This window comes from Kribbella sp. CA-245084 (assembly GCF_050942355.1).
GTDB lineage: Bacteria > Actinomycetota > Actinomycetes > Propionibacteriales > Kribbellaceae > Kribbella.
Map to the genome: position 1 here is coordinate 1,284,794 of NZ_CP192053.1, position 14,338 is coordinate 1,299,131.

12 protein-coding genes are annotated in these 14,338 nt (G+C 64.2%); 10 read left to right on the forward strand and 2 right to left on the reverse strand.

Annotated features, from left to right (window positions below):
• Positions 1-185 precede the first annotated feature (185 nt).
• Both ACQPYH_RS06390 and ACQPYH_RS06395 read right to left on the reverse strand, forming a co-directional pair.
• Positions 186-1,289, reverse strand: a complete 1,104-nt coding sequence (locus tag ACQPYH_RS06390; protein WP_432887968.1) for a hypothetical protein — start codon at positions 1,287-1,289, stop codon at positions 186-188.
• Entirely contained in the window at positions 1,279-1,458 is a 180-nt protein-coding gene (locus tag ACQPYH_RS06395; RefSeq protein ID WP_432887970.1) for a glycine zipper domain-containing protein, read from the reverse strand. Before ACQPYH_RS06395 ends, ACQPYH_RS06390 begins: the two co-directional genes overlap by 11 nt.
• A gap of 134 nt (positions 1,459-1,592) precedes the next feature.
• Between ACQPYH_RS06395 and ACQPYH_RS06400 the strand changes: the two genes are divergently transcribed.
• The 10 genes from ACQPYH_RS06400 (at position 1,593) to ACQPYH_RS06445 (ending at position 14,317) form a co-directional block, all read left to right on the forward strand.
• Positions 1,593-1,952 carry a hypothetical protein gene (locus ACQPYH_RS06400; RefSeq protein WP_432887973.1) on the forward strand — a complete coding sequence of 120 codons (360 nt, stop codon included), beginning with the start codon at positions 1,593-1,595 and terminating at the stop codon, positions 1,950-1,952.
• Complete coding sequence (locus ACQPYH_RS06405) at positions 1,934-2,389, forward strand: restriction endonuclease (protein ID WP_432887976.1); 456 nt, start codon at positions 1,934-1,936, stop codon at positions 2,387-2,389. The genes ACQPYH_RS06400 and ACQPYH_RS06405 overlap by 19 nt, the downstream gene beginning before the upstream one ends.
• 282 nt (positions 2,390-2,671) lie before the next feature.
• A complete protein-coding gene (locus tag ACQPYH_RS06410; protein WP_432887979.1) occupies positions 2,672-3,226 on the forward strand; it encodes a hypothetical protein in 555 nt (184 codons plus the stop codon).
• Between the two features lie 563 nt (positions 3,227-3,789).
• On the forward strand, positions 3,790-4,533 hold the full coding sequence (locus ACQPYH_RS06415; protein WP_432887981.1) for a hypothetical protein: 744 nt from the start codon (positions 3,790-3,792) through the stop codon (positions 4,531-4,533).
• A 127-nt stretch (positions 4,534-4,660) separates the two neighbouring features.
• Positions 4,661-4,972, forward strand: a complete 312-nt coding sequence (locus ACQPYH_RS06420) for a DUF4333 domain-containing protein (protein ID WP_432887984.1) — start codon at positions 4,661-4,663, stop codon at positions 4,970-4,972.
• A gap of 1,058 nt (positions 4,973-6,030) precedes the next feature.
• Complete coding sequence (locus tag ACQPYH_RS06425; protein WP_432887987.1) at positions 6,031-8,436, forward strand: N-6 DNA methylase; 2,406 nt, start codon at positions 6,031-6,033, stop codon at positions 8,434-8,436.
• On the forward strand, positions 8,429-9,658 hold the full coding sequence (locus ACQPYH_RS06430) for a restriction endonuclease subunit S (RefSeq protein ID WP_432887990.1): 1,230 nt from the start codon (positions 8,429-8,431) through the stop codon (positions 9,656-9,658). Before ACQPYH_RS06425 ends, ACQPYH_RS06430 begins: the two co-directional genes overlap by 8 nt.
• Complete coding sequence (locus ACQPYH_RS06435; RefSeq protein WP_432887993.1) at positions 9,655-12,954, forward strand: type I restriction endonuclease subunit R; 3,300 nt, start codon at positions 9,655-9,657, stop codon at positions 12,952-12,954. The genes ACQPYH_RS06430 and ACQPYH_RS06435 overlap by 4 nt, the downstream gene beginning before the upstream one ends.
• Complete coding sequence (locus ACQPYH_RS06440; RefSeq protein WP_432887996.1) at positions 12,951-13,658, forward strand: SprT family zinc-dependent metalloprotease; 708 nt, start codon at positions 12,951-12,953, stop codon at positions 13,656-13,658. Before ACQPYH_RS06435 ends, ACQPYH_RS06440 begins: the two co-directional genes overlap by 4 nt.
• 314 nt (positions 13,659-13,972) lie before the next feature.
• Positions 13,973-14,317: a sugar transferase gene (locus ACQPYH_RS06445; RefSeq protein ID WP_432887999.1), complete on the forward strand. Its 345-nt coding sequence runs from the start codon at positions 13,973-13,975 to the stop codon at positions 14,315-14,317.
• Positions 14,318-14,338 lie beyond the last annotated feature (21 nt).

The window sequence follows — 14,338 nt, forward strand, 5'->3', positions numbered from 1 at the left end:
CAGGATCTTGGTGAAAGCAGTGCCGGTCCGTCGGGATGGCGACGTCGCGGAAGGCGCTGGCGACGAAGGCGCGGGTCTCGTCGGGCTTGAGACCTTCCGATGCAATGAGGTCTTCGAGTTCCTCTGTTCTCCGCTTCTCGACGAAGCGCCGCCAGTCATGACCATCGCGAAGTCCGGCTGCCGTACTAGAACGTCGACGCTCCGTCCGCGGACTCAGATGGCGCTGTCAGCAGCCTGCGTTCCACGGCGGGTGGCAGAGTTGCCTTCGCCACCTCCGCGACTTCAGTGAGCTTTGCCCGCCCTGACTTGACCGTCCTCATATGTCGTTGGTCGTTGTTCCCTCCGATGACCAGGCCGTCGGTCCGCAGTCGATCAAGCCACCCGCGACTGTTCGTCATCTTCGAGGCCTCGGCGACTGCCTTGAGCTGTTCTAGGAGTTCCTGATGCTGTCCCTCCAGCTTGGCCAGCCGGTCCTTCGCGGCGGCTACTTCGGCCTCGGACAGTTCTCCAGCCCCGTACTTCCGCAGCAGCAGGAGTTCATTCCATCCTCGGAGGCCACCGACAAGCATCCGGTGCGCCCGCACGAGATCATGTACGCGTTCCGGCTTGATCGCCTTCATCTGATCGGCGTCACTCTTCGGGCTCTTGCCGAACCTCCGCCCGCCGAGCAACCTCGCGAGTTCGTTGGTCACAGCCTTGAGTTGGCTCTCTAGTTCGAACTCCACACCTGTTAGGCGGTCCCAGTCAGTCTGCGTGATCGCACCGGTCTGCCGCGCCCGATCGTGAAGCTCTCGAAGGATCTGGAGCGCGGTTTCCACCCGTGAACGCTGCTGGAGCTCCAAGAAGCCGACGACATCGGTGACCGACGCCGCGATGTCGCCCAGCGTGTCTTCGATGCGGGACAGCTGTGCCTGAATGGCAGCCATCTGGGCGGCGGCAAGTGCATCGAAGCCTGCTGGCGCTGGAGCGGCGTGCACCTCGCGTAACTGGATCTGGTGCGCAATGCGGCCATCTGCGTCGCGCAGTACGCCCCGGAAGTAGCTCCCTATTTCGTCACGATGTGCACCACGCAGCTGGCGCTGCGAGTCGGGACTGAGCTCGTACAGACGCGCACCACTTCTACCTCCATGCTTGAGAACAGCACCAATCAGCGGGCCGACGGCCTCGATCAGCGTCGAGACATCGATCTCCGCCGAGGAGTTCTCCTGCGCAGCGACCGGTATGGTTAGAACGGCGTCGTCGCCGATGGGAACGAGGAAGACTTCCTCGTCGCTCCCGTCAGTCGTCATCCTGGTTGTCCTCGGCGGGCTTGGTCTTGCCGAGATGGTCGCCAAGCGCTCGCCCGGCAGCCGCACCAGCCGCTGCCCCGGCGGCTGCTCCCGCCGGGCCGCCAACGACAAGGCCTGCTGCAACACCGATCGCCGCGCCAGCCGCGGTACCAGTCTTCTTGCTGTCCATCGTTTCTCCGATCTTTCCGGGGAAGTATCGCACGCAGGTCCGACATAGCGCCCACACTGGAATGTCCTGACAGCGAGGTCACGCATCACCCCCATCCAGGCAGAACCCGAGCCACGCCACACCTCACTCGGCGTGTGGCGGCGTCCACCGCGGCCGCGGTGAGCCGTAGTTCGCGAACGTCTCGGCCCACCGACAGCGCGCGGCGATGCGCAAGCAGCTGCGAGGACTGGATCGTCTGGGGCCGCGTCGATGGACCGCGCGGCAGCAGCACGTTGATCCTGCTGGGCGCCGCCGAGGCGGCCGAGGAGTTGCGGTACCGGGCCGCCTGGATGGTGGACGAGGGACGCAGGGCCGCCGACTCCGCGGCCGGCGTACTGGACGCCTGGGTGCGTGAGAACGGGGAGTGGATCGGCCGGGTCCGCGACGTCGACGGCAGGTACCTGTGGCTCTCCACACCGAGGTTGCTTCTGAGCTGGTGCAGCGGCTGCAGATGATGGCGCCGGAGTTCTTGGAGAAGGCGATCCTTCGGCTGCTGGTGGCGATGGGCTACGGCAGCAGCGACGAGGCGGCGGTCCACATGGGTGGGCCGGGTGATGGTGGGTTCGATGGTGTGATCAACCAGGACCAGCTAGGAATCGGTCGGATCTACATCCAGGCCAAGCGGTACGCCGACGAAAACGCCGTCGGGCGACCAGCCATCCAAGGCTTCGTGGGGGCGCTGCACCACGTGGGCGCCGCCGGGGGCGTGTTCATCACAACGAGCCGATTCAGCGCGGATGCGGTGGACTTCGCAAGGTCGATCACGCCGCGGGTGGTGATGATCGACGGCGTGCGCCTGGGGGAGTTGCTGGTCACGCACGGCGTAGGCGTTCAGGAGCGGCAGGTGTTCCGGGTGGTGGAGACGGATGAGGACTTCTTCGACGAGGCCTGATGCCTGACCGACCGGGTCGGCTTCCAGGTTCGCGCAGGCCTTGAAGGCCGTGCCTCTCTCGGTCTTGGGCTGCAGTGATGCCGCGCCCGCGTGGCCGGCACCGCCCGTCGCGGTGACCTCTCGCGCGACGTAACGGCCGAGCGGTCGCGCGCGGTGCCGACGCCGAACAAGGCGACCCGCAAGCTCGACCTCACCCCATAGTACGGCGGCCACGGCGTCGAGCCCTCTGCCTATTCTTACGACTTCGGACCTCTGCGGTGGGCTCGGCGCTGCTGGACACTCTTGTTTCGGCGGCCGGAGCTTGCCGACCAGCCACCAGATGTACAAAAGAAGCAACAGCAGCCCAGCCGCGAAGGCTGCGATCGCCGCCCCACGTACGAACGGACCATCTGGCACAGGGCGCAGGCTCATCATCACCATTGGGAAGAGGATCCCGACGACGGAGAAGATCATGAGGACGAGAACGCCCACACCGACACCTTCGGGACTTCCAAATCGGCGTATCTCGGTTTGCACGAAGTCGCGTTCATGCATGAGTGCATCGACATCAGCCCGAAGCCGCAGTTCGCCCTTGATCCGCGCATCCTGCCGCTGAACAGCGATCTGTGGCGTGATCGTCCCAAACCACCACGGTCTGAGCGCAATGGGGCTGATGCCGAACGGACAAAGCTTCCGACGCTCGCGCAGGATCTTGCCAACCCTCTGGTAGATCGTGACGTCTTCCTCTTCTATGTCCGGGGTGTGCCCGCGCAGATGATCGATGCGTCCGCTGGGAAGCTCGGCTCCATGAAAGGCCGCCGCAGTCCGCTCAAAGGCGGACCTGATCCGCTCCGCTAACTCTTCGGCAACTGGGCGCATTTCGTCCGCCGACGACCCGACTGGCAGGAAGTCTTGAAGGCAGGGTCGATGTCCACGGCACCACGTGCCTTGATGAAGTTCTCGAAGTGACTGTCTATGAACTAATCCATTCTCACGGCGAAGCGCTCTGAGTACGCTTCGCGCCACCTCCGCTCGGCGAGGTCGAGCGAGACGCCAAGTTCCTTCACTCTCTGCTCCAGCGAACCTCGCTCCGACGACAGCGCGACAGCCGGCTCACCAAGAAGCCGCCAACGATCGCCACCTGCGCCGCCGTGGCCTGAGCTGCAGTCGAGAACAGCACACTCGGGTCGGTAGTAGTCACGGCTGAAAATCCCGCACGTTGGACGAAATTCACAGCCAGTGTTGCTGCATCCTTCGTCTATGCGTCGCCGTTGGGCAGCGAGCTCCGGATGTTTGGCTATTGTTTGCCGGTGATGAGCAGTAACACCGTGTGCCCCGGATGCGGGCGACCCGTTGCACCCGTGGATGGTTGCTCGCAGCTGTCGCACCGCGCGTCGTACTGCCGGGAGTGCACGCGTGGCATGCGCGCCCGACAGGTGCCAGGCTTCCCGGTCGACATCCTGACCTGCTCGACGTGTGGGATTCGGGTCGCCGTGCATCGCGGCCAGCGGCTGCCCTGCGATCATGTCAAGCTCTACAAGTGGGCGCAGGTTGACGAAGACCGGTACCGGGCGAGGGAACTGGCTGCCGGTTTCGAGTTCGTGGCCCGAAGCCACCACCACCTGCTGAACACCGGGGGCAGGTCGCCGCATAACACCGTGCACTGGCTACGTCACCTGGTCTGTGGGCAGATTGTGCCGCGCTGGCAGCGCTTGAAGACCGATAACAAGACCGGCGAGGTTGCGCCGCCGTACTGCATCCATTGCGGCGGCGAGCCATGGCGACCGACAACCGCGATCGACCTCGCCGCCTGCGACCTGCTCTACCTCGTGCAGTTCCACGCGCGAGGCGTCCGATTCCTCAAGATCGGACGCACCCTTGCCGGGATGGACCGTCTGCCAGGTTGGCTGCGGTACGGCGCGCGTGTCGTCCAGGTGGTCGAGGCGCGGCACGACAAGGTGCAGCCAGCGGAACTGCACATCATCCGCGCCTGCGAGGAGTACCGGATGACCACCCACCCGTTCGCCGAGCATTTCACCACCCGCGAGACGTTCCGCATGGGCGCGCGTACCGTCATCGGAAACCTCACCGGCTGGGTCGGCACCGGAGCCCGCGACCGCACGACCGAGTGGGTCGAGCGCTACACGCTGCGGCGTGCCACCTAGTGGCCCACACAGCCACGACCGAACGCGCACCCCGAGGTGCTATAACACTCCGTGTTCGCTGGCCGATAGTCACCGTGTTACCCGCGCCGAACGGCGCAGGGTTCAGGACCACGGGGGAAGTTCAACCATGTCCCAGAACATCAGGCGGCGACCGCGAGTCACGGCCGCGAAGATCGTCTCGACGCTCGCCATCGCCATCAGCGCACCCCTCCTTGTGGGTTGCGGCAAAGATGGTGACAGCCTGGCTGCCGATGTGACGCGGGCGCTTCAATCGCAGCGAGGCGTGACGGCCACGGACGTGACCTGCGAGGACTTCAAGCCAGCCAAGGGCGTCATCGTGGACTGCGAGGCGACGGTCAACGGTCGGCGAACCGGCTTGCGGGTGACGTTCGACGATGAGCGCCACTTCACCGTCGATCCGCAGGACCCAGGTCACTGAGGACCCGCGCAGATTCTTGCCTGCAGCAACGACTAGAGATGTAGTCGCACACCGACGCCACCGCCCGGGGCGGGGTATGACCGACCCGCGGGTTGGAGATCACGGTCGACCAAGGGCAATCCTTCGCCAAGGACCCCACGTGATCACTGATCGTGCCGTCGTGCATCCCAACGATCGGGCATCGCAACGGACACGTGCGTCCTCTGCCCGCTGCGCCGCCAGTAGGTCCTGGCGGTAACGGCGCGGGCGATCCCGCGATGTACGCGGTGGAGGTGTCAGATGTCCGAGAGCTCGATCGACATGTCAGCGCTACTGAAGGCGTTGAAAGAATTTGAAGGGCTAGCGAGGGGTGGGCGAGCCCTGACGCAGACAGCGGGCCGCAGGCGGACTGAGTTGCGCGCAGTGCTTTGCGAACTGACTGGCGAGTCGAAATTTTCGAAGGCGCTCAAGCGAGCACGCCAGTTGAGGAAGGGGACGAAGTCGCCTCGCCGGTATCGCTCTCGAAAAGATCGCGCCTTCGGAGCGAGCGAGATAGCGCCAGGCCTGGCTACGCCGAAGCCGTTCAACGCTACGCACGTCCGGCAAATCGTCTCGAGTTCGATCGAAGCCAATCGGAGGCGGCACTAGCTGCGGCGAAGCTGTCGGCCCTGCTGTGTAAGTCCTCGTGACCGCACACCAGTCCCACGACGAGTACCTGCAATCGCAGCTCGCAGCGTGAATAACCAATCAAAGAGCTGTCCGGAAAGCGCGGGGCTCATCACGAAGCCCTGAGTCAATTCACCCGGCCATCATCCCTTGTCGACTCGCTGGCAGGCATCGTCAAGCCGGTGGTCTTCAAGTGCCGACGTCGACGTTCGAGATCGAAGATCGGCGAGGAGTGGCCGGCTGCGCTGACCGGCGCGGTGCCGTGACTCGTGTGCGGCCGACGCTCTGGCGCCTCCCTGGCCTGCGCCGATTTGTCGGTGGCTGCAGATAGGCTCTGGGCATTTAGCCCCGCATGGACCACCCTGGTCTTGCGTGCCGGGGGCTGTCGTGTTCCAGGAAGGACGAGCTGTCTGATGCCTCGCCTGACGTTGCCGCAGCTGGAGCGGCATCTGTTCGCTGCCGCTGACGTGCTCCGCGGCTCCATGGAGGCCTCGGCCTACAAGGAATATATCTTCGGGATGCTGTTCCTGAAGTACGCCTCCGATCAGTTCGAGGCGGAGCAGCAGCAGGTCATCGCCGACCAGCTGGCTCGTGGCCGCTCGCAGGCGGAAGCCGAGCAGCGGGCCGAGGCTCCGACGTTCTACAAGACCTTCTACGTCCCGCAGCGCGCCCGCTGGGAGCAGATCCGCGACCACCTCCACAAGACGGTCGGCAGTGGCCTCAACAAGGCACTGGAGGACCTGGAGCACAGCAACCGCTCACTCGACGGCGTGTTGCAGCACATCGACTTCAACCGCAAGATCGGCCAGTCGTCGATGTCAGACAAGAAGCTGCGTGAGTTGATCATGCACTTCAACAAGGTGCCGCTGCGGCAGAAGGACTTCGAGTTCCCCGACCTGCTCGGGGCGGCCTACGAGTACCTGATCCGCGACTTCGCCGACTCCGCGGGCAAGAAGGGTGGCGAGTTCTACACGCCGCGTGACATCGTCCGCCTGATGGTGCAGATCGCCGACCCGCGCCCCGGGATGAGCGTCTACGACCCGTGCACTGGCTCGGGCGGCATGCTGATCCTGTCCAAGGAGTACGTCGAGGAGTCCGGCGGCGACGGCCGCAACCTCGCGCTGGCCGGCCAAGAGAAGGACGGCAGCGTCTGGGCCATCTCCAAGATGAACATGCTGCTCCACGGCATCCCCGACGCCGACCTGCGCAACAACGACGACGGCACCCTCGAAGACCCGGCCCACATCACTGGCGGGGAGCTGCAGCGCTTCGATCGGGTGATCACCAACCCGCCGTTCTCGATGAACTACTCCGCCGATGCCATCCCGTTCCCGGAGCGCTTCCGCTATGGCTACACGCCAGAGAAGGGTAAGAAGGCCGACCTCATGTTCGTCCAGCACATGCTGGGTGTCACTCGTCCGGGCGGCATGGTCACCACCGTCATGCCTCATGGAGTGCTGTTCCGTGGTGGGGACGAGGGCCGCATCCGCACCGGCTTCCTTGACGACGATCTCATCGAGGCGGTCATCGGGCTCGGCCCACAGCTCTTCTACGGCACCGGCATCCCCGCCTGCATCCTCGTGCTGCGCTCGCTCGGCTCCAAGCCTGTCGAGCGCAAGGGCAGGGTCCTATTCATCAACGCCGACCGGGACTACCGGGAGGGTAGGGCGCAGAACTACCTCGAGCCCGAGCACATCGAGAAGATCGTCTCGGCCTACCGAACCTTCGGAGACGTCCCCGCCTTCGCCCGCGTCGTCAACCGGGATGAACTGGCCGAGAACGATGACAACCTCAACATCCGCCGCTACGTCGACACCACACCCGAACCCGAGCCGCACGATGTGCGGGCGCATCTCTTCGGTGGCATCCCCATTCGTGAGGTCGAAGTCAAGGCGGACCTCTTCGTCGCGCACGGCATGGACCCCGACCACCTGCTTGTCCCGAAGAATGGGGACTATCTGCAATACGGCGGCGACGTCACCGACCGGCGCGACCTGCGGCGCCTGATCGAGGCGGATGACGGCGTGATCGCAGCCGAGGCGACAGTAACCACCGCGATCGGGCTGAGGTGGAAGGCCGAGGAGACCCGGTTCGACAAGCTGCAGTCGACTGCCGACCTTGTTGAGCTGCGCCAGGAGTTCAACGAGACATTCCGCGTCGCCCTGGAGGCGACACCGCTGCTGGATCACTTCGCTGTCAGCGGCATCATCGCCTCCTGGTGGGGCGTCAGTCTCCCGGACCTGAAGGCGCTCGCCACGCTCGGTTACCGCGGCCTTATCGAGGCCTGGGTCGCCACCGTCCTCGACGCTCTCGACGAGGAGAAGGCGAAGGTCAACCCGCTCGATCACAAGGTCGCCCGTGCGTTGCTTCCCGAGTACCTCGACCAGCTCGCCGTGCTGGAGGCGGACGTTGCTGAGCTGGACGCCACGATCAAGATGGCTACCACTTCTGATGATGACGAGGACGACGCTGAGCCGAGTGAAGACGCCCTCTCGCCCGCAAAGATCAAGAAGCTCAAGACAAAGCTGACCGCCATCAGGAAACAGTTCAAGGCTGACAAGTCGGCGTTCGCTCACCGGCTCAATGAGGCCAGCGAGGCGCTGGATGACTCATCAGCTCGCCAGATCGTGCTCGACGCGATGGAGCAGGATCTGCTCGCCGAGGCTCAAGACCGGATCATCCGTCACCGACGAGCAGTGACTACGGCCTTCGAGATCTGGTGGGATAAGTACCAGACGCCACTCTCGACACTCGAAGCCGAGCGAGAGGCCGCTGCCGCCAAGTTGGCTGGGTTTCTCAAGGAGCTCGGCTATGAGTAGGTCGGAGTGGGTTCAAGCGACACTTGCGGACTGTGTCGACACCATCAATTCGGGTGTGAGCGTGAACTCGGACGACCGCCCCAGGGGGCCTGGTGAGATCGGGGTCCTGAAGACGAGCGCTGTCGGTGCCGGTTCCTTCGATCCTGACGAGAATAAGGTTGTTGCAAAGAGGGACCGCTCACGAGTTGCGGAGCCGGTGCTCGGCGGATCAGTTCTGTTTAGTCGGATGAACACTCCGCGCCTCGTGGGAGAATCTTGCTACGTCGAGGCTGGCGATCCTTCGCTGTTCCTACCTGATCGATTGTGGCAGATAAGGGTTGATTCGTCGCGAGCTGACGCGCGATGGTTTTCATATGCTTTGCTGGAGTCGCGTGCTGCATCAGAGATCAAGCGTCTGGCGACCGGAACAAGTGGCAGCATGAAGAATATTGCGAAGAGTGGCTTCCTCGGCATATGCATACTAACTCCACCGATCGAAGAGCAGCGGCGCATTGCCGAGATCTTGGCCGCGCTGGATGGTCAAATACGAGCATCCGAATCAGTTACGGAAAAGCTCGTCACGATCCATACGGCAACCCTAGACGATCTGCTGGACGATCTTCCCAAGGAATCGTACGTGCGACTAAAACATCACCTACTCGTTCCGCCCAAAAATGGGTACTCGCCGGTAGCTGCACATGAGTCAACCGGCGAGTACATGCTTGGATTGGGCTGCCTAACAGTCCGAGGGTTCGTTCCCCGACAGCTCAAGCATGCGCCTGTAGGTGACGTTCGTTTGCAACCGTTCCAGCTTGGCGACGGCGACGTTCTCATCTCTCGATCGAATACGAGAGATCTCGTCGGGCTTGCCGGGGTATTTCGCGATGTGGGCGCCCCTTGCTACTACCCAGATCTCATGATGCGGCTCGTTCCGTCGGGCACCGTGAGCAATACATACCTAGCAGCCGTGCTCAATACCCAGCGAGTCAGACGTCAGATCACGAATGTCGCGAGCGGAACGTCCGGCAGCATGGTCAAGATAACCAAGTCTACGGTTGAGACATTGACACTGCCAATACCGTCGCGATCCGAGCAGGATCGAATAGAGGCGGCAACTCGCGCTGCAACGGAAGCGCTGGACAGTGAGTTGAACCGACTCGAAAAGTTGCGCTTTCTCAAGGCCGGCCTAATAGATGACCTGCTGACAGGTCGAGTTCGGCTCGCAGACGAGGCCGCGTCATGAGTCCCGGCCCTGAGTACACCCACGTCGAGAAACCCCTGCTGGATCAGCTGGCGGGTCTCGGGTGGGCTGTCATCGAGGGTTCGAAGTCGGATCCCGCTGTCACAGAGCGGGACTCCTTTCGTGGCTCGATTCTTGAGGAACGCCTGCGGGCTGCGTTGCTCAAGATCAACCCAGGTCGGGATGGTGCGCCATGGCTGGACGACTCCCGTCTCTCCGAGGTCGTCTCGTCGCTGACGCGATCTGAAGTGGGCAAGCTCATCGAGCTCAACGAGCGGATGACCGAGCGCCTGCTTGAGGGTGTGTCAGTGTCGGGTCTACCCGAGTGGGATCAGGGGCGGTCGCAGCGGATCCGCTTCATCGACTTCGAGCACCCCGAGCGCAACGACTTCCTCGCGATCAACCAGTTCCGGGTGGACGAGCCCGGCGGCCAGGCGAAGAAGTTCGTCGCTCCTGACGTGGTGCTGTTCGTGAACGGCATCCCACTGGTCGTGATCGAGTGCAAGAGCCCGTACGTCACTGACCCGATGGCCGAGGGCATCAACCAGCTGCGCCGCTACGCCAACCAGCGTGGCCTCGGTGCGCCGGAGGGCAACGAGCAGTTGTTCTGGAGCAATCAATTCGTCGTCTCAACGTACGGCGACAAGGCGCGCGTCGGCACCTTCACTTCAGGTCCGGAGCACTACCTGGAATGGAAGGACGCCGCTCCGCTTACACTCGACGAGCTTTCCGCGCATCTCTTGAAGCCCGCGGCCGAGCTGACTGGCCAGGAGCTGCTCGTTGCCGGCATGCTGACGCCGGCGACTCTGTTGGACATCGTGCGGCACTTCACGCTGTTCACGGAGGTCAACGGCCGACGGATCAAACTTGTCGCCCGCTACCAGCAATACCGCGCGGTGGGTCGGGCGTTGCAGCGGCTGCGCACCGGCAAGACCCGTGGCGTCGACGGTGAGAGTGACCGCCGCGGCGGTCTGATCTGGCATACCCAGGGCTCGGGCAAGTCGCTCACGATGGTCTTCCTCGTCCGGGCGATGCGCTCGGATCCGGTCCTGCGAGCCTTCAAGGTCGTGATCGTCACTGATCGGACCGATCTGGAGAAGCAGCTGTCCGAGACGGCGAAGCTCTCTGGTGAGGGTGTTCAGCGGGCCCGTCGCACCAGCAGGCTCAAGACGATCCTGGCCGAGAAGGGCCCGGCCCTGGTCTTCGCCATGATCCAGAAGTACCGCGACTCCGCCTCGGGCTCGGGCGAAACGCGCATGGCGGGTGATGAGAAGAACGAGGTACTCGGCGTCCTCAATACCGACGAGACCGTCGTCATCCTGATCGACGAGGCCCACCGTTCCCAAACCTCTACCCTGCACGCCAACCTGATGGCCGCGCTGCCAAACGCGGCGAAGATCGGCTTCACCGGCACGCCGATCATGCGCGAGGGGAAGAAGCGGACCGACGCGATCTTTGGATCGTTCATCGACAAGTACACGATCCGCCAAGCCGAGGACGACGGCGCGGTTGTCCCGATTTTCTACGAAGGCCGCACCGCCAAGGGCGCAGTGGCCGGCGGCAGTGACCTCGACGAACTGTTCGAGGACATGTTCACCGAACACACCACCGAGGAGGTTGAGAAGCTCAAGGCCCGCTACGCCACGACCGGTGCCGTCCTCGAAGCCCCGAAGCTCATCGCAGCCAAGGCGAAGTCGGTGCTGTGGCATTACGTCTCGACGGTGCTGCCCGGTGGCTTTAAGGCTCAGCTCTCCGCCACCAGCCGCCTAGCGACAGTTCGTTACCGCGACGCGTTGCTGGCTGCCCGCGACGACCTCGTGACCCAAATCGAAGGTCTGCCTGGACACCTCGTCAATGGCGCGGCCGATCGCAGCCTCGACATCGACGGACTCGACCGGCGCCGGCAGGTCCTGGTTCGGGCGCGGCCGTATCTGGAACTGATCCGGATCCTCGACTTCGTGCCCGTCATCTCCAGCAGCAACAACGACGATCCGACCTGGGTCCAGTGGACCGACAAGGCCCGCCAGGATGCCGTTATCGCCGACTTCAAGAAGTCGCTCGGCCCGACCAGCGAACAGGCCAGTCCCGTGGCGTTCCTGCTTGTCCGCACCATGTTGCTGACCGGCTTCGACGCACCTGTCGAGCAGGTTCTATATCTCGACCGCTTCATCCAGGACGCCGAACTACTCCAGGCCATCGCGCGGGTCAACCGCACCGCGCAGGGCAAGGCCGCGGGGTTCCTGGTCGACTACTTCGGCGTCGGCGCCCACCTACAGAAGGCGCTCCAGGCGTACGCACCAGAAGATGCCGAAGACGCGATCGGAGCCTTGGCCTCGATCACCGACGAAGTCCCCAATCTGCGCGACCGTCATGCCAGGACAGTGGCTGTGTTCGCGCAGGCAGGCATCGACACCTTCGACACCGACGAGGACATCGAGGCCTGCGTAGACGTCCTCTCCGACGAGGCGCTGCGTGCTCGCTTTGGCGTGCTGCTCAAGCAGTTCCTGACCACGCTAGACACCGTCCTGCCGCGCCCTGACGCGTTGCCGTTCGTGGGCGACGCCAAGCGACTGGGCATCATCCAGAAGGTCGCACGTCGGCGCTACCGGGACGACGGCATGGGCGACTTTGATCCGTCGCTGTACGGGGAGAAGGTTCGAGCGCTCATCGACGAGCACGTCACCTCGCTCGACATCGCCACCAAGATCCCACCTGTCTCGATCACCGCGCCGGACTTCCTAGCCAAGGTCAAGGGCCTCACCTCGGATAAGGCCAAGGCGTCGGAGATGGAACACGCCTTACGGTTTCACATCCGCAAGAACTTCGACGAGGACCCGGCCCGCTACACGAAGCTCTCCGAACGCCTCGATGAAATCCTCAAGACACTCACTGGCAAGTGGGAGCAGCTCAGCCTGGCGCTAGAGGTGCTGCTCGGGGATGCCACCGACGAGTCCGGTGGCGCGGATCGTGCCCATGAGGATCCCCTTGTGGCGCGGTTCTACGGGCTGTTGGAGGGCGAGTTCGCCACCGACGCGAGCCTGCCCGACGAGATCCGCGTGGACATCGCGCACCTGGCCGAGGAGATCGTCGTCGAGCTCACCGATCACGCCGGCCTCATCCGCTTCTGGCACAACCCCCACGCCCAGGACGAGCTGCGTAAGGAGATCATTCATACCCTCGACGACCGCGATCTGTTCCCCTTCACCGAGCAGGCCGCCGTCGCCGACAAGGTCATGGAACTAGCCCGTGCTAATCGGCCTCTGATCGCCCAGCGCGCGGCCGGAGGGACGCGCCCATGAGTGCCGCCGTGCTCCACCTCGATGGACTGCGCGTCCCGGTTGAGACTGGCGGCGCCAGCCGCAAGGCCAAGCTCACCATCGAGGCCGACGGGTCCCTGCGACTGCGGGCGGCCGGTGATGTCGCAACGGACGAGCTGACGCGATTCCTCGCCTCAAAACGCGACTGGGTCTACCGCAAGCTCGCCGAAAAGGAAGTGCTCCAGAACGAGCCGGTCACCAAGGAGCTCGTCGACGGCGAAGGCTTCCTGTATCTCGGCCGCAGCCACAGGCTCAAACTCGCCAAGACGGACAGCGCGGTGCGACTCGAGCGCGGCCGACTGGTCATGCCCAGCGAACTCGCCGCAGACGGCCCGGTGCACCTGATCGCCTGGTACCAGCGGTGTGGCGAGACCTGGCTGCGTCCCCGCGTCCGCGCATGGGCGGAACGCCTGCGCGTCGAACCCGTGGCCATCGAGGTCGCTGACCTTGGCCACAAGTGGGGTAGCGCCACCGCCGGAGGGCGTGTGCGCATCCACTGGGCAACCCTGCAACTCTCACCGCAGCTGGTCGACTATGTTCTGGCCCACGAGCTGGCGCATCTGCGCGAAGCCCACCACGGCCCGGCCTTCTGGCAGCTTCTCGCCCGCGTCATGCCCGACTACGACGAGCGCAAGCGCGAGCTGGCTCAGCGCGGCGCGCGGCTATGGTTCGGAGGCACCTCATGATCGACCCAAGCGCCCTGTCGCTCTGGTTCGACGGCCCTGCCAAGGTCGATCTGCTTTCCCTTGACGCCGTCGCTCAAACGGTTGCCGACGCGCTGCTGGAGGAGGCGCTCGATCCGGTAGCCCCGGGCCTCTCCGGCAGCTGGGGCAGTGTTCGATCGGCCACAATTGCGAAACGCAGAAGGTGTTGGTCATCCCGACCGACCCGTGGCGCTACGACCCGGTGACCGGCGCCAAGGAGAGCCTCTTCGCTGAGGTGCTGGCCGCGCAAGGCCGAGCTACACGCGCTTCACGAGGGCAACGGAATCCTCTTCAAGATGCGCGATGACCCACGGATCACCAAGGTCGGCAAGTACCTGCGGCGATTCTCGATCGACGAACTGCCCCAGCTGGTGAACGTGCTCCGGGGGGACATGTCACTGGTCGGACCGCGGCCGCCGCTACCGGCCGAGGTCGCGCAGTACGCGATCAACGACGCGCGGCGGATGCTGGTGAAACCGGGCCTGACCGGCCTGTGGCAGGTCAGCGGCCGCAGCGACCTGACCTGGGAGGAGTCGATGCGCCTCGACCTGCGGTACGCCGACAACTGGTCCTTCGCTCTAGACCTGACGATCCTGTGGAGGACCGCCCGCGCTGCGCTGGGGAAAGGCTCGGCCTTCTGATCAAGCCCGCGCGAGGTCAAT